The sequence below is a fragment of the Nocardiopsis sp. L17-MgMaSL7 genome (assembly GCF_003182025.1).
Taxonomy (GTDB): domain Bacteria; phylum Actinomycetota; class Actinomycetes; order Streptosporangiales; family Streptosporangiaceae; genus Nocardiopsis; species Nocardiopsis prasina.
On record NZ_QGTF01000004.1, the window covers coordinates 1 to 20,848 of the forward strand.

The following is a 20,848-nucleotide window of genomic DNA, read 5'->3' on the forward strand; positions in this document are numbered from 1 at the left end:
GGCGGTGGTGGTTCAGGTTCTGAGTTCGGGGGTGGTGGGTGTGGGGGTTGGTGTGTGGGGCGGCCTTTCCAAACAGCCCGGTGGGGGTTGTTCTCCCGCCTCCACTTGAGCCGGTTGTGGGTGGAGCACAGCGGCTGAATGTTGTGGGCGCTGGTGTGGCCGCCTTGGGAGTAGCTGGTGATGTGGTCGGCCTCGGTGGCGCTGATGGGCACGTCGCAGCCTTGGGGCCAGGCGCAGGTGGTGCGCCCGTGGTGGGCCACGGTACGGATCTGTTCTGGGGCGTTACGCATCCCGCGTCCCACGTCCAGGGGTTTGCCGGTGGACGGGTCGGTGATCACCCGCCGCAGGACACTGGTGGGGGCCATGGTGCGCACGGCTTCCATGGCCAGCACCATCCCGTCCTGCGTCGCAGCGGCCGTGCCGGTGTCAGTGCTGTCACTGGGCTGGCCGGGGGTGGGGGTGGTGTGGTGGCCGGTATAGACGTCCAGGGGAACGGTCACGTTGATCATCGCGAGCGGCCCGGGGGGTTTGGTGCACCCCTGGTGGCCCAGCGCGGTCTTGACCAGGTGCATGAACGCGTCGTAGGAACGCTCGGCCTTGGACTGCTCCGCCTGCCCCGGGTGGTGGGGTTTGGTGAAGGCCCCCACGGCTTTCTCCAACAGTTCAGCGTCCACTTCCGGGCCCCAGGCTTGGAGGTAGAAGGAGCCCTCGAAGCTGCGCACCACGTCCAGGCGGCGGGCGTCGAAGGCCTTCTTGTACTCATCCTCGGCCTGGGTGGGGTGGAGTTGGGTGGCGATGCGCTTGCCCAGTTGGGTGAGTTGGGCGGCCGACAGGGTCGGGTTGTCGGCTTTGGCGGCCATGAGCCCGGAATCCATCAACGCCCGGAACTCGTCCGCGTTCGGGAATTGGGCCTTGTTACGGGTTGTAGTGGCCGCTTCCACGGCTTTCGCGATCGAGGCGGCTTCGCCCAGGGAAAGCATTCCGGCGTCCAGGGATTTGCGGGTGTGGGGGAGTTTGTCGTTGAAGAGGGCTTGGGCCAGGCAGGCCAGGGAGCGGGCCTGGGTCGGGTTGGTGCCCAGGGCTTGGGTGATCCATCCGGCCAGGGTGCGTTGTCCGCCGACTTCGAGGAGGTTGCCGGTGGCGTGGATCTGGGCCAGGCGCAAAAGGATGGCGAGTGTGGCCTGGTCCATGTCCTGCCACAGGTGGCAGATATCGTCCAGTACCCCCGCTACCGCACCGGCCGGAGGAACCTCAGCAAGTGTGTGGGTGACCTGTTCCTTTGCGTGGCGCATCGCGGCCACGGCGGGGGAGTGTCCCGCCATTACCGTGCCACGCGAAGGAGAGAAGGTCATGCTTCCATTGTATGCGCGAATACAAGGAAAGAGAATAGAAAGACAAGGGGGAATGCGACCTGGAATGCCAGGTTTCTTTCCCTTGGAAAGGGGTTGTGGATAACCCCGAAAACAGTGCCTGGGTGTGTTATGTAAAACGCCCCAGACAGTGACCGGCCGCGACACGGGCCCCGATCCGCGCAGGCCTGGGGGTGCTGTTTGCCTCGCTGCCGCTTTTCGTCCCAGACAGTGACCGGCCGTGACACGAAGGACGATCCGCGCGGAGGGACTACGAACCGGCAGGGAGGGAGTCCACGAGCGACCGGATGGCACGCACGTGCTCGGGGCCGGTACGGCAGCAGCCACCCACGAGGGACACCCCGTCGGCGATCCACTGGGCGGCGGCGAGTCCGAAGTCCTGGGGGTCGGCTGTGCCGGTCCACTGTTGGGCCTCGGCGTCCCAGTACTCACCGGAGTTGGGATAGGCGATCGTGGGGACTCCCGTGCTGGCGACCTCGTGGAGAAGTGGGGCCACGTGGCTGGGCGGCACGCAGTTCACGCCCACGGCGACCAGGCGGTCGAGTGGGGCGAGTTCCTCCGCGACCTGGCGGAGGGGCGTGCCGTCGCTGATGTGTTCGGCGTCGACGCAGGAGAAGCTGAACCACGCGCGGACGTGGGGTGTCTCCTCCAGGAGCCGGGCGAGGGCCCGGGCCTCGGGGAGGGAGGGCAGCGTCTCGCAGGCCACGAGGTCGGCGCCGGCGTCGGTGAGGACCCGCCAGCGTTCGCGGTGCCAGAGGTGGAGCTCGTCCTCGGAGAGGCCGTAGGCGCCGGTGTACTCGGAGCCGTCGGCGAGGGCGGCGCCGTAGGGACCCACGCTGGCAGCCACGAGGCCGTGGCCGAAGGTGTCGCGTTCGGTGAGGGCGAGCTCCACGGAGCGGGCGAGGAAGCCCAGGGCCTGGGAGTGCGAGTAGCCGCGTTGGGTGAAGGCGGCGACGCTGGCCTGGTAGCTGGCGGTGATGGCGACGTCGGCTCCCGCTTGGAAGTGGTCGCGGTGCACCTGGGAGACGAGTGCGGGCTCCTCAGCGAGGAGGCGGGCGGACCACAGGCCACCGGAGAGGTCGCGACCGTGGGCTTCCAGGCTTGTGGCCAGACCCCCGTCCAGCACGAGTGGGCGCGGTGATTGCTTCATGGTGGCACCTCCTACGAGTGAAGTATCACCCGTGGGCAGCGTGGAAATTACCGAGAGGTCCCCCGCAGCCGTTAACCTCCACACGTGCCACCGGTAATGCGACCTGAACACGCCAAACTCCGTCCACTGTCCGACCTCGCAGCGCTGCTCGGGCCGGACGCCACACTCCTGCGCCCAGACCTCGGCGCGGACCGTCCAGCGGACATGCCCGATCGGGAGATCCATGTCCGCGGTATCACCCACGACTCGCGCAAGGTGCGGCAGGGCGACCTGTACGCTGCCCTGCCGGGCACTCGCGCGCATGGCGCCGACTTCTCCCAGCAGGTGGCCGAGGCCGAGGCCGCGGCGATCCTGACCGACGCGGCGGGCGCGGACCGCGCGGCCGAGTCGGGCCTGCCCGTCCTGGTCGTACCGGACGCGCGCGCCGCGCTGGGAACGGTCGCGGCCTGGGTCTACGGCGAACCGGCCCAGGACCTGCTCCTCGTGGGCACCACCGGGACCAGTGGCAAGACCACGGTCACCTACCTGATCGAGTCCGGCATGCGCCACGCCGGGATGAGTACGGGCCTGGTCGGCACCGTGGAGATGCGTGTGGGCGACGAGCGCGTCGCCTCCTCGCTGACCACGCCGGAGGCCACGGACCTGCACGGCCTGTTCGCGGTGATGCGCGAACACGGGACGACGGCCGCCGCCATGGAGGTCTCCAGCCACGCGCTGGCCCTGGGCCGCGTGGGCGGCACCCGTTACGACGTCGCGATCTTCACGAACCTGTCCCAGGACCACCTGGACTTCCATTCGGACCTTCGCGACTACTTCGACACCAAGGCGCGCCTGTTCTCGCCGGAGTACTGCGACATCGCGGTGGTCAACGCCGACGACCGCTTCGGTCGCGCGCTGGTGGACATGGTGCAGGGACGCGGCAAGGTCCCGGTGACCACCTTCGCGGTGGAGGGCGCCTCGGACGCCGGTCCGGAGAACGCCATGGCTGCGGACTGGACGGCGATCGACGTCGAGCTCGGCGCCACCGGCAGCACCTTCCGTATCGTGGGCCCCGGCGGCATGGAGGCCCGCGCCTCGGTGGCGCTTCCGGGCCCGTTCAACGTCTCCAACGCCATGGCGGCCGTCGTGGGTCTGGTCGAGGCGGGGATTCCGCTGGAGACCGCCATCGCGGGCGTGGCCGCCGCTCCGGGCGTGCCGGGCCGCATGGAGCCGGTCGAGGTCCGGGGGAACTCGGGGTCGCAGGACTTCGCGGCCCTGGTGGACTACTCGCACAAGCCCGGCGCCATCGAGGCCGTGCTCAGCGCGCTGCGCGAGACCACCGACGGCCAGGTCACCATGGTGGTCGGCTGCGGCGGCGACCGTGACCGCGCCAAGCGTCCGCTGATGGGCGAGGCCGCCGCGCGACTGGCCGACCAGCTGATCATCACCAACGACAACCCGCGCACCGAGGATCCCGTCGCCATCGCCGCCGCGATGCTGGACGGAGTCGCCAAGGTCCCCGAGGACCAGCGTGCGCGGGTCACCGTGGAGTTCGACCGCGCCGAGGCGATCGGCCTGGGCGTGCACCGGACCGGCCCCGGCGACGTGGTGGTGGTCGCGGGCAAGGGCCACGAGACCGGCCAGTACGTCAAGGGCGACGTCCTGCCCTTCGACGACCGCGAGGTCCTGCGGGGCGCCATCGAGGACGCCCTGCGCACCCGGGCGAGCGAACGGCTCGGCAACGCCCTCCAGGACGTCCACCGGGTGCCTGACGAGGCCTGACGCCACGACACACCCGGGGCGCGCCGAACGTGGTGCCGTCCTCTTTCCGGGACGCGGTCCCAGACCGCGTCCCGGTGGTGTCCCCCTCCGTGACGTGCACGAATCACATGCGAGGTGCGTGTCGACGGTCACGAAGTGGAGCATATTGCTTCGCACAGGGCCCTGCCGGGACCCCAGACACCCCAACATGTTCTAAGGTAGGTCCGGCAATCGCAGCCCGACACGTGCCGCCCACACAGGCGCCCGCGGCCCGGTACCAGCCGGAGTTCGTGGCCCGGCGCGGCACCGCGCGCACGGTATCCGCGGTGCCATCCCCTGACCCGATCCCGAGGCCGGGTGGCCAATGCCCTTGGGGCGCCGTGGGCCGGGCCTGACATGAGGAGTGGATTTGATCGCGCTCACGCTCGATCGGATCGCTGAGATCACCCAAACCGCCATCGGCGGATCAGCGCGCCCCGACGCCGTCGTCGACGGCCCCGTCGTCATCGACTCTCGACAGGTGGCGCCAGGAGCGCTCTTCGTCGCCCTGAGCGGTGAGCGGGTCGACGGACACGACTTCGCCGAGACCGCCGTGGCGGCCGGAGCCGTCGCGGTCCTGGCCTCGCGCCCGGTCGACGCCCCCCACCTCCTGGTGGACGGCGGCGACGACGAGGTCGTGGCGGCCCTGGCCCGACTCGCCCGGCACGTGGCCACCGAACTCAGCGACCCCGCGCGCGGAACGGCCACCACCGAGGTCGTGGGGGTCACCGGCTCCTCCGGCAAGACCACCACCAAGGACCTCATCGCCCAGGTCGTCGGAGAGCTGGGCCCCACGGTCGCCCCCGCGGGTTCGTTCAACAACGAGATCGGCCACCCGCTCACGGTGCTCCGCGCCGACACCCGGACCAAGAACCTGGTGCTGGAGGTCGCGGCGCGCGGGATCGGGCACATCGCCCACCTGTGCCGGATCGCCCCGCCCCGGATCGGTGTCGTCCTCAACGTCGGCAGCGCCCACATGGGCGAGTTCGGCGGCCGCGACGCCATCGCCAAGGCCAAGGGCGAGCTCGTGGAGTCCCTGCCGCCCGGAAGCGAGCGGCGCGGGGAGGGCGGTGTGGCCGTCCTCAACGCCGACGACCCGCTCGTGCGCGCCATGCGCTCCCGCACCGAGGCCCGCGTGGTGCTCTACGGCACCGCCGAGGACGCCCAGGTGCGCGCCACGGACATCACCATCGGAACCGACGGCGCCCCGTCCCTCACCCTGAACCTGCGCGGCCGCACGGCCCGGGTCCAGCTGGGACTGGTCGGCGCCCACCAGGTCAGCAACGCGCTGGCCGCCGCGGCCGTCGCCGACGACCTCGGGATGGACATCGAAGACATCGCCGCCGCCCTCGGCGCGGCGACCCCGGTCAGCCGCTGGCGAATGGAGGTCACCGAACACCACGGTGTCACCCTCGTCAACGACGCCTACAACGCCAACCCCGAGTCCATGAGGGCGGCGCTGACCACCCTGGGCGCGCTCGCCCGGGACCGCCGGTCCATCGCGGTGCTCGCCCACATGGCCGAGCTCGGCGACGACGGCGGGGCCGAACACGAGAACGTGGGTGAGCTGGCCGCCGAGACCGGCGTGGCCCACCTGGTCGTTGTCGGCGAGGCGGCCGAGGGGATCGCAGTCGGAGCCGAACGCGCCGCCCAGCAGGGGCGGTGGCGCGGTGAGAGCATCCGGGTTCCCGACGCGGAGGCAGCAGCCGACGCGGTGCGCGAACGGATGCGCACAGGAGACGTTGTCATTGTGAAGGGATCGCGCGTGGCTGCGCTCGAAAGGGTCATCGACCTCATCACCAAGGGTGATGTCCAGTGATCGGCATCACCATAGCGGCGGGGCTCTCGCTGATCATCTCCATGGTGCTGATGCCGCCGCTCATCAAGCTCCTGTACCGGTTCAAGTTCGGCCAGGAGGTCCGCGACGACGGACCCGAGGGCCACAAGACCAAGCAGGGCACGCCCACCATGGGCGGCATCGTGATCATCCTCGGCGCGGTGGTGGGCTACTTCGGTTCCCACCTGCTGCTCTGGGCGATCCAACCGGCCGCCTCCGGGCCCACGGCCTCCGGCCTGCTGGTGATGTTCCTGTTCGTCGGCATGGGCTGTGTCGGCTTCCTGGACGACTTCATCAAGATCTACAAGCGCCGCAGCCTCGGTCTGCGCAGCGGCGCGAAGATGGTCGGCCAGGCCGTCATCGGTGTCGGGTTCGCCTACGGCGTCACCCAGTTCCCCAACGGGTACGGCTACACCCCGGCCGCCCCCCAGTTGTCGTTCCTGCGCGACTTCGGCCCGCCGCTGATGATCGGCGTGTTCGTCATCTGGGCGCTGTTCCTCATCGTGGGCTTCTCCAACGCGGTGAACCTCACCGACGGCCTGGACGGTCTGGCCACCGGCGCGACCATCCTGTCGCTGGCCGCCTACGTCATCATCGGCAACTGGCAGCTGCGCCAGTCCTGCGTGGAGGCGCTCACCTCCAGCTGCTACACGGTCCGCGACCCCCTGGACCTCGCCGTGGTGGCCTCCGCCGTGCTCGGTTCCTGCATCGGCTTCCTGTGGTTCAACGCCCCGCCCGCCAAGATCTTCATGGGCGACACCGGCTCGCTGGCCCTGGGCGGCCTGATCGTGGGTCTGGCCATCACCACCCGCACGCAGCTCCTGCTGCTGCTCATCGGCGGCCTGTTCGTCATCATCACCATGTCCGTGATGATCCAGATCACCTCGTTCCGTCTCACCGGCAAACGGGTGTTCCGCATGGCGCCGCTCCAGCACCACTTCGAACTCAAGGGCTGGGCGGAGACCACCATCGTCATCCGGTTCTGGATCATCCAGGGCCTGTTCATGGCGATCGCCATCGGACTCTTCTACCTGGAATGGATGCCAAGCTAGAGGCATGCCGCACCACCATCCTTCCGACTCGTCCCGCACCGCCGCCCCCGCCGGGGGCGACGACCCCCTCGCGGGCGCGCGGGTCTGCGTCGCCGGTCTGGGTGTCTCCGGGCCCCCCGTCGCCAGGGCACTCCTGGCCCGGGGTGCCCGGGTGGTCGTCGTCGACGGCCGCGACGACGACACGACACGCCCGGTGGCCGCCGCCCTGACCGAGGCCGGTGCCGAGGTCGTCCTGGGCGACACCCCGCTGCCCGACGACTGCGACCTCGTGGTCACCTCGCCTGGTTGGCGTCCTGACTCCCCGCTCCTGGTCCGCGCCGCGGAGGCCGGGGTGGAGGTCATCGGGGACGTGGAGCTGGCCTGGCGGCTCAAGCCCGCCGACCAGGTGTGGCTCGCCATCACCGGCACCAACGGCAAGACCACCACCGTGCGCATGCTGGAGTCCATCCTGCGCGCGGACGGCCGCGACGCGCTCGCGGTCGGCAACGTCGGCACCCCGATCGTGGACGCCGTCCTCCCCGACGCCGACGGCCACGTCCACGACATCCTCGCCGTGGAGCTGTCCAGCTTCCAGCTGCACTGGTCCAACAGCGTCCGGCCGCACGCCGCCACGGTCCTCAACGTCGCCCCCGACCACCTGGACTGGCACGGCGGCCTGGAGCCCTACGCCCGCGCCAAGGGCAGGGTGTTCGCCCAGGGCACGATCCGCGTGGTCAACACCGCCGACTCCTGGTCCGTCCGTCTGGCCGAGGAGGAGGGCGACCCGCACACTCCGGTGGTGGGTCTGCGCCTGGACACGCCTCGCGCCGGTGAGCTGGGTGTGGTCGAGGACCTGCTCGTGGACCGCGCCTTCGTCGCCGAGCCGCACAGCAGCGCTGAGGAGCTCGCCTCCCTGGGCGACGTCCGCCCGGCCGCGCCGCACAACGTCGCCAACGCCCTGGCCGCCGCCGCCCTGGCCCGCTCGGTGGGGGTGGACCCCGCCTCGGTCCGGGCGGGTCTGACCGCCTTCGTGCCCGAGCCCCACCGCATCGCGCACGTGGCCACGGTCGCGGGCGTGGACTTCGTGGACGACTCCAAGGCCACCAACCCGCACGCCGCCGCGGCGTCGTTGAACTCCTACGACTCGGTGGTGTGGATCGCGGGCGGCCTCCTGAAGGGGGCCGAGGTCGACGGTCTCGTCGCCGGTGCCGCCTCCCGCCTCCGTGGCGCGGTGCTGATCGGCGCCGACCGCGAGCGCATCCGTGAGGCCCTGGTCCGGCACGCCCCGGACGTCCCGGTGGTGGAGGTGGAGGGCCCCGAGCCCGACGCGCCCGCCGGTCACACGGTGATGGACGCGGTCCTCGCCCGGGCCACCGACCTCGCCCGGGAGGGCGACACGGTGCTACTGGCCCCGGCCGCCGCCTCCATGGACATGTTCACCAACTACCCGGAGCGGGGCCGCTTCTTCGCCGAGGCCGTCCACCGGCTCGGCTGAACCGTCCCTCGCCCCCTGCGGCGAGCAGGACCCGAAGCGGAGCACCCCCTCGGGCGAACACTGAGTGATCAGAGGCCACCCCTGCGTCATATCGAACGCGCGGGTGGCCTCCTGTGTGTCGCGCGGCACCCCACGCACCGCCAAAGATGGCCAACACGCGGGAAATGTCCACGGTTCCCGACCCGCCGGTACGCAAGTATTGAGGCGCGAATCGTGCGGAGGGTGTGGATGGCGGCGACGACAACGGTTCCCGGGGTGTCCCGCACCCGGGAACGCACGGCGGCCGGTGGCCGCGAACGGGGCCTCTGGCGTGAGTGGGCCCGGTCCCTGGACCGTCCCCTCACCTCCTACTACCTGATCCTCAGTACCGGGGTGATGCTCATCTCCCTGGGCCTGGTCATGGTGCTGTCCTCGACGATGGTCAACTCCATCACCGAGACCGGCTCGGCCTTCTCCGTGGTCCAGCGGCAGATGGTGTCGGCGATGATCGGCCTGCCGCTCATGGTGTTCGCCTCCCAGCTGCCCCTGTGGGTCTTCCGCATGGTCGGCTACCCGGCGATGATCGTGTCCGTGGCGCTGCTGCTGCTCACCGCCTTCCAGGGCACCGAGGTCAACGGTGCGATGCGGTGGCTGGAGGTCGGCGGCCTGGTCATCCAGCCCTCCGAACCGGCCAAACTCGCCTTCGCCCTGTGGGGCGCCAACATCCTCGCGCGCAAGGAGGAGCTGAAGGACCTCACGGAGTGGCGGCACCTGCTCATCCCGCTGGTGCCCGGCTGCGGACTCCTGGTGCTCCTCGTGCTGCTGGGCTCCGACCTGTCCACCTCCCTGGTGCTGCTCCTCATCTTCCTGAGCCTGCTCTGGGTGGTGGGGGCGCCCGCACGGCTGTTCGTGGGCATGTTCGGCCTGGTCCTGGGGCTGGCCGCGATCGTCATCGCGATCGAGCCCTTCCGCATGACCCGAATCGCCGTGTTCCTCGACCCGGAGTCGGACCCGAGCGGTACCGGTTTCCAGTCACTGCACGGCCTGTACGCCCTGGGTACCGGCGGCATCTTCGGGGTCGGCATCGGCGCCAGCCGTGAGAAGTGGGGCTTCCTGCCCTACGCCGAGTCCGACTTCATCTTCGCCATCATCGGTGAGGAGTTCGGGCTCATCGGCACCCTGCTGGTCCTCGGCCTGTTCGGCATGCTGGGCTACGCGGGCCTGCGGGTGGCCTTCCGCGTCAAGGACGCCTTCTCGCGCCTGGCCGCCTTCGCGATCGTCACCTGGATCATCGGCCAGTCCATGATCAACATCGCCGCCGTCATCGGCCTGGTCCCCGTCACCGGCATCCCGCTGCCCCTGGTCTCCTACGGCGGCTCCGCTCTCATCCCGACGATGATCGCGCTCGGGGTGCTGCTCGCCATCGCCCGAAACGAGCCCGAGGCCCAGAAGGCCCTGGCGGCCCGGGGTCCCACTCGGGTCCAAAGGGCCATAAGCTGGCTTGGCCTGGAGAACATCGCCGCTTCCGTCCGTAATCAGAGCGGTTCGGCGCCCTCCAAGCGCACCACCGCGCCGCGCACCCCCCGCAAGTCGGGTGAGCGCGGGGCCCGGACCGGTGCCAAGACCACGGCCAAGAACAAGAGCGGACCGGTCCCGGCGGGTGACCGGCCAAGGAGGAATCGGCGACGATGAGGGTAGCCCTCGCCGGAGGCGGCACGGCCGGGCATATCGAGCCCGCACTCTCCCTAGCGGACGCGCTCCGGCGCGTGGACCCCAACACGGAGATCCTCTGCCTGGGAACGGAGCGGGGCCTGGAGACCCGGCTGGTCCCCATGCGCGGCTACGAACTGGGCCTGATCCCGGCGGTTCCCCTGCCGCGCAGGCTCACCCCACAACTGCTCACGGTTCCCGGCAAGCTGGCGGGCGCCCTCAGCGCGGCGGGAGAACAGCTGGACAAGCTCCAGGCCGACGTCCTCGTGGGCTTCGGCGGCTACGTGGCCACCCCCGGCTACCTGGCGGCACGGCGCCGTCGCATCCCCATCGTGGTGCACGAGGCCAACCCTCTCCCGGGCCTGGCCAACCGCCTCGGTGCGCGGCTCACCCCGCACGTGTTCACCGGCCACCCGCACACCCAGATCCGCAACGGCCGGTTCATCGGCATCCCGCTGCGCCAGCAGATCACCTCGCTGGACCGGCTGGCCATGGGTGACAAGGCCCGCGCCTACTTCGGTCTGCGCCCCGACCTGCCCACCCTGCTGATCTTCGGCGGCTCCCAGGGCGCCCAGCGCATCAACGAGACCGCCTTCCAGGCCGCGGCGGCCTTCCGCCGCGCCGGCGTGCAGGTCCTGCACGTGGTCGGCCCCAAGAACGCCGACGAACCCCAGGACCTCACCCAGGACGGCGTCCCCTACGTCGCCGTTCCCTACGTGGACCGCATGGACATGGCCTACGCCGCCGCCGACGTTGCGATGTGCCGCTCCGGGGCCATGACCTGCGCCGAACTCACCGCCGTGGGCCTGCCCGGCGCCTTCGTGCCGCTGGCCATCGGCAACGGTGAGCAGGCACTGAACGCCGAGCCGATCGTCCAGGCGGGCGGCGGCCTGATGGTCGAGAACGCCAACGTCTCGGTCGAGTGGATCACCGGCCAGCTCATCCCGCTGCTCACCGACACCGACCGTGTCGTGGCCATGTCGGAGGCGGCCGCCCGGATGGGTCGCCGCGACGCCGACACCGAACTGGCCCGGGAGGTCCTCGCGATCGCCCGAGGCGACAAGCCCACCCCCGAGATACAACTGTCCGACGACGACGGCGAGGACGCCTTCTACGACGACGGGAAGGACGCACGATGAGCCTGGTCACAACGACCGACCCGGTCCCCGTCGACGAACTCGGCCGTACCCACTTCATCGGTCTGGGCGGGGCCGGCATGTCCGGCATCGCCCGCGTGCTGCTCCAGTCCGGGGTCGAGGTCTCGGGCAGCGACGCCCGCGACAGCGAGACCCTGCGCGAACTCGAGCAGATGGGCGCCCAGGTCTTCGTGGGCCACGCCGCCGAGAATCTGGGCAAGGCCGACACCCTGGTGGTCTCCTCCGCCATCCGTGAGGACAACCCCGAACTCGCCGAGGCGCGCGCCCGCGGCATCCGCGTCCTGCCCCGGGCCGCCGCCCTGGGCGCCCTCCTGCTGGGCCGTGAGGGGATCGCGGTCTCGGGCACCCACGGCAAGACCACCACCACCTCCATGGTCACCGTGGTCCTCCAGCACCTGGGGGTCGACCCCGGGTACGTGATCGGCGGCAAGCTGGTCACCACCGGCCTGGGCGCGGACGCCGGGGTCGGTGAGGTCATCGCGGTGGAGGCCGACGAGAGCGACGGATCCTTCCTGATGCTCTCGCCCAAGGTCGCCGTGGTCACCAATGTCGAGGCCGACCACCTGGACAACTACAGCGGCATCGACGAGATCCACGCGAACTTCGCGAACTTCGTCGACCGGGTCGAGCGCACCCTCATCGTCGGGATCGACGACCCCGGCGCCCGCACCGTCGCCGAACTCGCCCGTGAGCGCGGTAAGAAGGTGCTCACCTACGGCGAGGCCGAGGACGCCGACTACCGGATCACCCGTATCCGGGCGCGCGGCTTCACCACGGAGTTCACGCTCACCACCGCCGACGGCGATCCGATCGACGGCACCCTGGCCGTCCCGGGGCGGCACAACGTCCTGAACGCCGCCGCGTCCGTGGCCGTCGCCGACGAACTCGGCCACGACCTGGAGATCGCGGTGGAGGGGATCGCCGACTTCGCCGGCGCCGCCCGCCGGTTCGAGCTCAAGGGCGAGGGCGACGGCGTGGGCGTCTACGACAGCTACGCCCACCACCCCACCGAGATCGACGCGGACCTGCGCGCCACGCGCGCCGCCCTGCGCTCCTTCTCCGAGGATTCCGGGGAGGAGATCCCGGAGGGCCGGGTGGTGGCCCTGTTCCAGCCGCACCTGTACAGCCGGACCCGGATCTTCGCCGAGGAGTTCGCGACCGCCCTGAGCCTGGCCGACGAGGTCGTGGTGATGGAGGTCTACGCCGCCCGTGAGGACCCCGAGCCCGGGGTGACGGGGGAGATCATCACCTCGAAGGTCTCCCACGACGGGGTCCGGTACGTGCCGGACCGCGCGGACGCCGTGCGTACGGTGGCCGCTCTGGCCCGCCCCGGGGACATCGTCCTCACCATGGGCGCCGGTGACGTCACCGAGCTGGGGCCGCTGATCGTCGAGGAGCTGGCGCGGAACGCAGAAGGAACCGAAACCAGCTAAGAGGAGCACGCACGTGGCCGCTGACCGCAACAGGGCGAAGACCACGGAACGGGACGGGGAGGGCGGCGAGAGCGCGGTCCGCAAGGGGTCGGACCCCTGGAAGGTCGCCTTCGCGGTCCTGCTCGTCGTGTCACTGGTCTGCGTGGTCACGTGGGTGCTGCTCGGCTCCCGGCTCCTCGTCGTGCGTGAAGTCGCCGTCACCGGTCTGGACCGGGTCTCGAAGGAGGAGGTGGTCGCGGCCGTGGCCGTGGAGACGGGCACACCCCTGATCCGAGTCGACCTGGACCAGGGCCGCGACCGAGCCGAGGGACTCGACCTGGTCCAGGCCGCTGAGGTGAGCCGGGGCTGGCCCGCCACCCTCAGGGTGGAGGTGGTCGAGCGCCGTCCCCTGCTCGCCATCCGCATGGGGGAGGAGTACCGGCTCGTCGACGGCGACGGCGTACGAATCGAGGACTCCACGACCCGGCCCGGCACGCACCCGCTGGTCCGGGTCACCGGCGAGATCGAGGACAACACTGCGGTCCGGGCCGCCGCCGACATCGTCCAGGAGGCGCCGGACTCCCTCATCGCGCAGATACAGCTGATCGACGCGACCGACACCGACGACATCACCGTGGAACTCGGTGACGGATCAGTGGTGGAGTGGGGCGACGCGCGGGACACCACGGGCAAGAGCGACGTGTTGCGGGTGCTGATGCGCGAGCACCCGCCCGAGGACGGGCGCGTCTACGACGTGGGAACCCCGGACCTGGCCATCGTCCGGTGAAGCTCACCCCAAGTAACGGGATAGTCGCACCGGAGTCGGGGCAAGAGCCGCGCACCGGGACAAGGGGCACGAGTGGGAGCTCGGCGCCGCGAACCGAATCCTCCGCAAGGACATTCCAGACGCGACGCGCCGAGTGCGCACTTCGCTTCCTCGCGTTATACGCCGTTAGGCTGAAGTCGTCACCGGTTGCCCGCACCCGACGGTCCGCTTACTGTCGGGAAGCACAACCAACGTCAACAACGCAGTAAGACACGCTTTCAGGGGTACACGAGAACCGTTCGAGAACGGTCTTCGGTGGCCCCGGGTCTCCCCACTCACGGTCGCCTCCGGGCGCTGTGCGGGGGTACCCGAAACGCACACTGTAGAACCGGATGCCGGACCGCCGGCGCACCCGATGGCCCACGGCCGTCGGACGCGGAGACGGAACGGCGTAAGCGAGCGGAAAGGCCCCTCGTCGTGGCAGCACCGCAGAACTACCTCGCGGTCATCAAAGTCGTCGGTATCGGCGGCGGCGGTGTCAACGCCGTCAACCGAATGATCGAAGAGGGGCTCAAGGGCGTCGAGTTCATCGCGATCAATACCGATGCCCAAGCGCTGCTGATGAGCGACGCGGACGTCAAGCTCGACGTCGGCCGTGAGCTCACCCGTGGCCTTGGCGCAGGCGCCAACCCCGATGTCGGCCGCAAGGCCGCCGAAGATCACCGCGAGGAGATCGAGGAGGTCCTCAAGGGGGCCGACATGGTCTTCGTCACCGCTGGTGAGGGTGGCGGAACCGGCACGGGGGGAGCCCCGGTCGTGGCCAACATCGCCCGCTCCCTCGGGGCACTCACCATCGGTGTGGTCACCCGCCCCTTCGGTTTCGAGGGCAAGCGGCGGGCCACCCAGGCCGAGTCGGGGATAGCGATGCTCCGTGAAGAGGTCGACACCCTCATCGTCATCCCCAACGACCGGCTGCTGTCCATCTCGGACCGCCAGGTCAGCGTCCTGGACGCCTTCAAGGCGGCCGACCAGGTCCTGCTCTCCGGTGTCCAGGGCATCACCGACCTGATCACCACGCCGGGCCTGATCAACCTGGACTTCGCCGACGTCAAGTCGGTCATGTCCGGTGCCGGATCGGCGCTGATGGGGATCGGTTCGGCGAGAGGGGACGACAGGGCGGTCGCGGCGGCCGAACTGGCGATCTCCTCGCCACTGCTGGAAGCGAGCATCGACGGCGCACACGGTGTGCTGCTGTCCATCCAGGGCGGCTCCGACCTCGGACTGTTCGAGATCAACGAGGCGGCTCAGTTGGTCGCCAACTCGGCGGCACCCGAGGCCAACATCATCTTCGGCGCCGTCATCGACGACGCCCTGGGCGACGAGGTCCGGGTCACCGTGATCGCGGCGGGCTTCGACGAGCCCGAGGTGTCCAGCCCCGCCACGCGGGAGCGTCAGCCGGTGGACCCTCCTGAGGCCGTCGCCCCCACGGCAGGCATCACGTCCGGCAGGGAGGAGTCGTCCGCGAAGGCGACGCCCCCCGGCACGGACGCGAGCGGGGCGCCGGCCACCAGCATGCCGTGGATCGCTCCGTCCCGCCCGGCCCAGCCGGTGCAGGAGGCTCCTCGGCCCGCCATGCCGCCGGTCCAGCCCGCGGTGACCCCGGAACCGGTCCGCCCCGAGCCCCAGCAGGCCCCGGCCGAGCCGGTCCAGGGCAACGGCTACCCGGTCCCGAGCGCCGAGCCCGAGCAGGTCGAGCCGGAGCCGGTCCAGGCGGAGGAGACCACCGCCCCGGAGCCCGAGGCCGCCGAGCCGGAGGAGCAGGCGAACCACGTCCACGCGGTGTCGGAGGCCTCCGAGCGCCGCAGCGAGGTTCCCACGCCCCGTCGCCGGGTCATCTTCGACGACCCCGACGACCTGGACGTCCCGGAGTTCCTCAAGTAGTCCGGACACCACCCCGGTACCATCGACGTGTCAGCGGCCCCGACCCATCTGCGGCGGGGCCGTCGCCGCCCTCGATGGGGCGCGGCGGAGGACGGCGGGGGCGACCCGCCGTCACTCCTCCGCCCACGGGGCAGAGGGAAGGACAACGTCGCGCCGATGGGCAACGTCATCGACCTGGGGCACGGTGTCCGTGCCGCCGTCACCGAACGCAAGGGCGGCGTGAGTCAGCCGCCGTTCGACTCGCTCAACCTGGGGCTGGGGTCCGGTGACACCCGGGAGGCGGTCACCGCCAACCGCCGACGCGCGGCCCAGGAGCTCGGGTTCGACGTCGACCGGATCGTGTGGATGAACCAGGTGCACAGCGCCGACGTCCTCGTGGCGACCGAACCCGGTGGGGTCGGTACCTGTGACGGCGTGGTCACCACCCGCCCGGATCTGGTCCTGGCTTCGATGGCCGCCGACTGCCTGCCGGTGCTCGCCACCGACGCCGTCGCCGGTGTGCTGGGGGCGGCCCACTCCGGCCGACAGGGCACCGCCCACGGAGTCGCCGCAAACCTCGTCGACACCATGGCCGCCCAGGGCGCCCGCCCCGACCACATCACCGTCTTCCTCGGCCCCGCCATCTGCGGAAGCTGCTACGAGGTCCCGCCCGAGCTCCAGGCCGAGACCGCCGCCCGGACACCCGAGGCCGCCTCTACCACGCGCCAGGGCACCACAGGCGTGGACATGGTCGCCGCCGTCACCGCTCAACTGCGCGGGGCCGGCGTCACCGACATCGTCACCGACGGGCGCTGCACCCTGGAGACCCCCGAACTCTTCTCCCACCGGGGCGACGCGCCCACCGGCAGATTCGCCTCCTTCCTCTGGCGCACCTGACCGCCGACCCGCCCGACCGGGCCGTCCCCAGCGGCCGGTTCCGGTCACGCGCCGCCCTCCTACCCCAGAAGGAACGATCGACAGTGTCACTGACCGACCCTGAGCGCACCGAGCAGATCCGCGCCAACCTCTCGGCCGCGCGGGCCAGGATCGAGGCGGCCTGCCACAAGGCCGACCGCGACCCCTCGGAGGTGTCGCTGATCGGCGTGACCAAGACCTACCCCGCCAGTGATGTGCGGATTCTCGCCTCGCTTGGTGTCACCGACGTCGGTGAGAACCGCGACCAGGAGGCCGCCCCCAAGGCGGCGGAGACCGCTGATCTCGGCCTGACCTGGCACTTCGTCGGCCAGCTCCAGACCAACAAGGCCCGCTCCGTGGCCTCCTACGCCGACGTCGTGCACTCGGTGGACCGGGCGAAGCTGGCCCGCGGGCTGGGGGACCGGGCCGCGGCGGCCGAACGGAGCCTGACCTGTCTGGTCCAGGTCAACCTGGACACCGACTCGCGGGCCGGGGTCCTCGGCCCGCGCGGAGGGGTCGACCCCTCCGACGCGCCCGCCCTCGCGGAGAGCATCGACGAGCACGAGGCGCTCACTTTGGGGGGAGTGATGGCGGTGGCGCCGCTCGGCGGCGACCCGGACGCTGCCTTCGCCGTCCTCAACGAGGTGGCGGGGCGGATTCGGGATCGCTACCCTCAGGCGACGGTGATCTCCGCCGGGATGAGCGGGGACCTGGAGGCCGCGATCGGACGAGGCGCGACACACCTGCGACTCGGCACGGCGTTGCTTGGCGCTCGGGGACCGATCGTGGGGTAATGTCCCCACATAGACCTTGGGGCCCGTCTGTGGCGTTCGCCCGAATGGACGAACACCCCGCTGAGGCGGGGCGCAGGGGCTGGAAACGACGGAGGAGTCGGCTGCGGTGAGAACGCCGCGGGGACGACGGAGGACATGAGATGGCCGGCGCGATGCGCAAGATGGCGGTCTACCTCGGCCTCGTGGAGGACGACCGTTACGATCACCGCTATGCGGACGAATATGATGAGTTCGACGATTTCGACGAGGGCGTGGAGGAGCAGCGTGACCGCGACGCTGACACTCCGCGAGGCGAGGAAACACGAGGCGACGCTGTGACGGACACCGGCGACTACCTGGGAACGGGTGAACGGCGCGGTGGAACGACCACGACAGCCTCAACCGCCGACCTTGCTCGGATCACCACGCTCCATCCACGCACCTACAACGAGGCGCGTACGATCGGAGAGCACTTCCGGGAAGGTACACCGGTGATCATGAACCTGACCGAGATGGTCGACAGCGACGCCAAGCGTCTGGTCGACTTCGCGGCTGGTCTGATCTTCGGTCTCCATGGCAGTATCGAACGCGTGACGAACAAGGTGTTCCTGCTGTCCCCGGCCAACGTCGAGGTGACCGCCGAAGACAAGGCGCGGATCGCCGAGCGAGGGTTCTTCAATCAGAGCTAGATCATCACATTTGTCCAGAGATTGGGTCGGGGAACGACCGTGAGTATGGTCCTGTATGTGCTGCTGCTTCTGCTTCAGCTGTTTGTCTTCGTGCTGATAGCGCGGGTGGTGTTGGAGATGGTGATGTCCTTCTCCAGGACCTGGCGGCCTACCGGGTTCGTGCTTGTGCTCGCCGAGATCGTCTACACGATCACCGACCCGCCACTGAGGTTCCTACGCAGGTTCATCAAGCCGGTCCGGCTGGGAAGCGTCGCACTCGACCTGAGTGTGCTGATTCTCTTCTTCGCCGTGATCATCCTTCAGAGCGTTCTGAGGGTCCTGATGGTGAACGTGTCGTAGGGGTTGGGGGGCGGAAAGGACCGCCCTGGATTCCGATATGTGGTCTTGGTCATGATCTGGATTGCCGTAAGGTCACGATCAGGTAGCGTCCCTACGGACAGACTCCAAGCGCGCCAAGGAGACGAACATGCCGCTGACACCCGCTGATGTGCGGAACAAGCAGTTCAGTACCACCCGGCTCCGGCCGGGGTACGACGAAGAAGAGGTCGACGCCTTTCTCGACGAGGTCGAGTCCGAGCTGGACCGACTCATCCAGGAGAACGAGGAACTGCGCGGCAAGCTGGCCGAGTGCCTGAGGGGCAAGGTCCCCAACGCCGGTATGCAGGACTTCCAGCAGCAGGAGCAGGCGCCCGAGGCCCCGCAGCAGCAGATGGAACAGATGCGCCCGGAGCCCGTCCAGGCGCAGCAGCCCGTCGAGCCGCAGCCCCAGCCGCCCGCGCCGCAGCCGCAGATGGGCATGACCGGCGCCAACCTGGCCATGGGTGGCGAGGAGAACATGGACACGGCCGCCCGCGTCCTGGCCCTCGCTCAGCAGACCGCCGACCAGGCGATCTCCGACGCCCGCCGCGAGGCGGACGAGACCCTCGGCCGCGCCCGCCACGAGTCCGAGGACATCCTCGGTAAGGCGCGCCGTCAGGCCGACCAGATCATCGGCGAGGCCCGGGCCCGCTCCGAGAACCTCGACCGCGACGCCCAGGAGCGCCACCGTCAGGTCATGGGCAGCCTGGTCCAGCAGCGCGAGGAGCTCGAGCACAAGGTCAACGTGCTCAAGGACTTCGAGCGCGAGTACCGCAGCCGCCTGAAGGACTACTTCGAGCGTCAGCTGCGTGAGCTCAACGAGGAGGGCAAGTCCATCGAGCCCAACCCGAACACCACGGGTGGGTTCCAGACGATGGCTCCCCAGTCCGGCGGGACCCCCGCGCTCCAGCAGCACGGCCCCGGCCCCGGCGGTAACCCGTTCGGTCAGCCCGAGCCCGCCCAGCACGGTGGTTTCCACCCGGGCGAGGCCCCGCACGAGCGTCGCTGAACTGTCAGCGGATGCGGCTCCGAACAACTGAAAACTCCGGCTCCACACGTGTAAAGGCCCTGGTCGACCCGTGATCCTTAGCCTCCTCGCCACCGTGGCGGTACTGGCGGCCCTTGTCGTCATCGCGGCCGCCCTGGTGCTCGCCGAGCCCACCCTGGTGTACTTCGCCTTGGGACTCGGCGGGTTGAGCGTCCTTCTTCTGTTGGGCGCGCTCATCCAGGGGCGGTTCGGCGGGAGCAGTTCGGACACGGCACGGACGGACGGTTTGGGGAAGTCGTCCGTCCCCGTGGTGGCCGCCGCTTCGGCGGCCGGCGCGGTACCGGGCACACAGTGGGAACCGGAGCACTCCGGGCGCGTACCCGCACCGGCTGCTCAGCCGGTGCGGGAATCCGCCGTTACGGAGCCTTCCGTGCCCACGGGGCACGAGGTCGGTGGGCCGCGCGCCGTGGCCGCCGAGGAGAACGAAGAGGAAGCGGAGTTCGAGGTTCCCCGCTGGCAGACCCCCACCATGGGGAGCTGGCCCGAACCGGTCGTCGAACCGGAAGCCGAGCCGAAGCCGGAAGAGCACTCCGAGAGGCCCGAGCCCGTCCCAGAACCCGACGGATCGGACGAACCCCCGCAGGTCGAGAAGACCCCCGAGAGGGAGGCAATCCACGAGGCCGCGCTGGACCCGACCGAGGTGACCGAGGTCGAGGACGCGCCGGAGCCCGTGGTGGCTGTGGCGGAGAGGGAACCGGTCACGGAACCGGACGAGTCCGTCATCGAGCCCGAGAGGGCGGACGAGTGGACCTCCGTTGCGGAGATCCCCGCCGAAGAGACCACCGTGGATGTCGCGCCGCTCCCCGAGAGCGATGACGAGGCACACGCGCAGGAGCCGCACCAGGAGGACCGGGCGCCCGAGGACCTCGGCCGCGAGGCCCCGGACCCCGCCGAGGACGTGGAACCGTCCGTGGCCTACGCGGCCCTCCTCGACGCACACGGCGATGACCCCGAGGAAGGCGAGCCGCAGCGGGAGTCCGACCACGCGGAGCCCCATCAGGCCGAGTCGGAACAGGCAGAGTCCGACCAGACCGAGTCAGAGCAGGCCGCGTCCGAACAGGTCGATCTTGTGCAGGACCCCCAGGTCGAGCAGGCAGAGTCCGACCAGGAAGGGCTCCAGCAGGCCGCGTCCGAACAGGTCGAGCCTGAGCAGGACCCCCAGGTCGAGCGGGTCGCGTCCGAACAGGCCCGGACCGAGCAGGACGCCCGGACGGAGGAGGCCGAGACCTCCCTGGAGCCCCAGGAGTCGGACACGGCACCGGAGAGCGCCCGCGAGAACGAGGACGAACCCGTCCGCGAGGACCCCGCGGACACCTCGGCCCCCGAAACCGACACACCCGAAGGCCCCGAGGACCGCGAGGAACCGCAGGACCGGGTGGAGGACTCGGGACGCACCAGGGAACCGGACTCCTCCCTCTCCGCCTGACCCAGGAACACGGAAGGACCCCGCTCATCATCGA

The 20,848-nt window shown here is 70.2% G+C and carries 17 protein-coding genes; 15 read left to right on the forward strand and 2 right to left on the reverse strand.

From position 1 onward, the window contains the following. On the reverse strand, nucleotides 1-1,352 hold a 1,352-nt coding region (locus tag BDW27_RS07795; protein ID WP_233515684.1), incomplete at its 3' end, for an HNH endonuclease signature motif containing protein. 268 nt (nucleotides 1,353-1,620) lie between these two features. After that, on the reverse strand, nucleotides 1,621-2,520 hold the full coding sequence (gene mmuM / locus BDW27_RS07800) for a homocysteine S-methyltransferase (RefSeq protein WP_110048832.1): 900 nt from the start codon (nucleotides 2,518-2,520) through the stop codon (nucleotides 1,621-1,623). A gap of 96 nt (nucleotides 2,521-2,616) precedes the next feature. Here mmuM and BDW27_RS07805 point away from each other — a divergent pair, with 96 nt between their 5' ends. From BDW27_RS07805 to BDW27_RS07875, 15 genes are all read left to right on the forward strand, one after another. After that, complete coding sequence (locus BDW27_RS07805) at nucleotides 2,617-4,281, forward strand: UDP-N-acetylmuramoyl-L-alanyl-D-glutamate--2,6-diaminopimelate ligase (RefSeq protein ID WP_026129237.1); 1,665 nt, start codon at nucleotides 2,617-2,619, stop codon at nucleotides 4,279-4,281. A 388-nt stretch (nucleotides 4,282-4,669) separates the two neighbouring features. Then, on the forward strand, nucleotides 4,670-6,118 hold the full coding sequence (gene murF / locus BDW27_RS07810) for a UDP-N-acetylmuramoyl-tripeptide--D-alanyl-D-alanine ligase (RefSeq protein ID WP_017544492.1): 1,449 nt from the start codon (nucleotides 4,670-4,672) through the stop codon (nucleotides 6,116-6,118). Continuing rightward, the gene (gene mraY, locus BDW27_RS07815; protein WP_017544493.1) at nucleotides 6,115-7,188 is read left to right on the forward strand and encodes a phospho-N-acetylmuramoyl-pentapeptide-transferase; all 1,074 of its coding nucleotides are present in this window, start codon (nucleotides 6,115-6,117) and stop codon (nucleotides 7,186-7,188) included. Before murF ends, mraY begins: the two co-directional genes overlap by 4 nt. Nucleotides 7,189-7,192: 4 nt before the next feature. Continuing rightward, the gene (gene murD / locus BDW27_RS07820) at nucleotides 7,193-8,662 is read left to right on the forward strand and encodes a UDP-N-acetylmuramoyl-L-alanine--D-glutamate ligase (RefSeq protein WP_017544494.1); all 1,470 of its coding nucleotides are present in this window, start codon (nucleotides 7,193-7,195) and stop codon (nucleotides 8,660-8,662) included. Between the two features lie 228 nt (nucleotides 8,663-8,890). Continuing rightward, complete coding sequence (ftsW, locus tag BDW27_RS07825) at nucleotides 8,891-10,333, forward strand: putative lipid II flippase FtsW (protein WP_026129238.1); 1,443 nt, start codon at nucleotides 8,891-8,893, stop codon at nucleotides 10,331-10,333. Then, the gene (murG, locus tag BDW27_RS07830; RefSeq protein ID WP_110048833.1) at nucleotides 10,330-11,490 is read left to right on the forward strand and encodes an undecaprenyldiphospho-muramoylpentapeptide beta-N-acetylglucosaminyltransferase; all 1,161 of its coding nucleotides are present in this window, start codon (nucleotides 10,330-10,332) and stop codon (nucleotides 11,488-11,490) included. The genes ftsW and murG overlap by 4 nt, the downstream gene beginning before the upstream one ends. After that, nucleotides 11,487-12,941 carry a UDP-N-acetylmuramate--L-alanine ligase gene (gene murC / locus BDW27_RS07835; RefSeq protein ID WP_110048834.1) on the forward strand — a complete coding sequence of 485 codons (1,455 nt, stop codon included), beginning with the start codon at nucleotides 11,487-11,489 and terminating at the stop codon, nucleotides 12,939-12,941. Before murG ends, murC begins: the two co-directional genes overlap by 4 nt. 13 nt (nucleotides 12,942-12,954) lie before the next feature. Beyond that, nucleotides 12,955-13,707 carry a cell division protein FtsQ/DivIB gene (locus BDW27_RS07840; RefSeq protein ID WP_110048835.1) on the forward strand — a complete coding sequence of 251 codons (753 nt, stop codon included), beginning with the start codon at nucleotides 12,955-12,957 and terminating at the stop codon, nucleotides 13,705-13,707. 456 nt (nucleotides 13,708-14,163) lie between these two features. Continuing rightward, the gene (gene ftsZ / locus BDW27_RS07845) at nucleotides 14,164-15,627 is read left to right on the forward strand and encodes a cell division protein FtsZ (protein WP_017544499.1); all 1,464 of its coding nucleotides are present in this window, start codon (nucleotides 14,164-14,166) and stop codon (nucleotides 15,625-15,627) included. 156 nt (nucleotides 15,628-15,783) lie between these two features. Further along, entirely contained in the window at nucleotides 15,784-16,503 is a 720-nt protein-coding gene (gene pgeF / locus BDW27_RS07850) for a peptidoglycan editing factor PgeF (protein ID WP_110048836.1), read from the forward strand. Between the two features lie 83 nt (nucleotides 16,504-16,586). Next, on the forward strand, nucleotides 16,587-17,315 hold the full coding sequence (locus BDW27_RS07855; RefSeq protein ID WP_017544501.1) for a YggS family pyridoxal phosphate-dependent enzyme: 729 nt from the start codon (nucleotides 16,587-16,589) through the stop codon (nucleotides 17,313-17,315). Nucleotides 17,316-17,455: 140 nt separating this feature from the next. Then, nucleotides 17,456-17,983 carry a cell division protein SepF gene (locus tag BDW27_RS07860; protein ID WP_017544502.1) on the forward strand — a complete coding sequence of 176 codons (528 nt, stop codon included), beginning with the start codon at nucleotides 17,456-17,458 and terminating at the stop codon, nucleotides 17,981-17,983. Between the two features lie 39 nt (nucleotides 17,984-18,022). Then, nucleotides 18,023-18,322, forward strand: coding sequence for a YggT family protein (locus BDW27_RS07865; RefSeq protein ID WP_026129240.1), 300 nt, complete (start codon nucleotides 18,023-18,025; stop codon nucleotides 18,320-18,322). A 127-nt stretch (nucleotides 18,323-18,449) separates the two neighbouring features. After that, nucleotides 18,450-19,349 (forward strand): DivIVA domain-containing protein, encoded by a 900-nt coding sequence (locus BDW27_RS07870; protein ID WP_026129241.1) that lies wholly within the window; start codon nucleotides 18,450-18,452, stop codon nucleotides 19,347-19,349. A 70-nt stretch (nucleotides 19,350-19,419) separates the two neighbouring features. Then, nucleotides 19,420-20,814 carry a hypothetical protein gene (locus tag BDW27_RS07875; RefSeq protein ID WP_110048837.1) on the forward strand — a complete coding sequence of 465 codons (1,395 nt, stop codon included), beginning with the start codon at nucleotides 19,420-19,422 and terminating at the stop codon, nucleotides 20,812-20,814. Nucleotides 20,815-20,848: the final 34 nt, after the last annotated feature.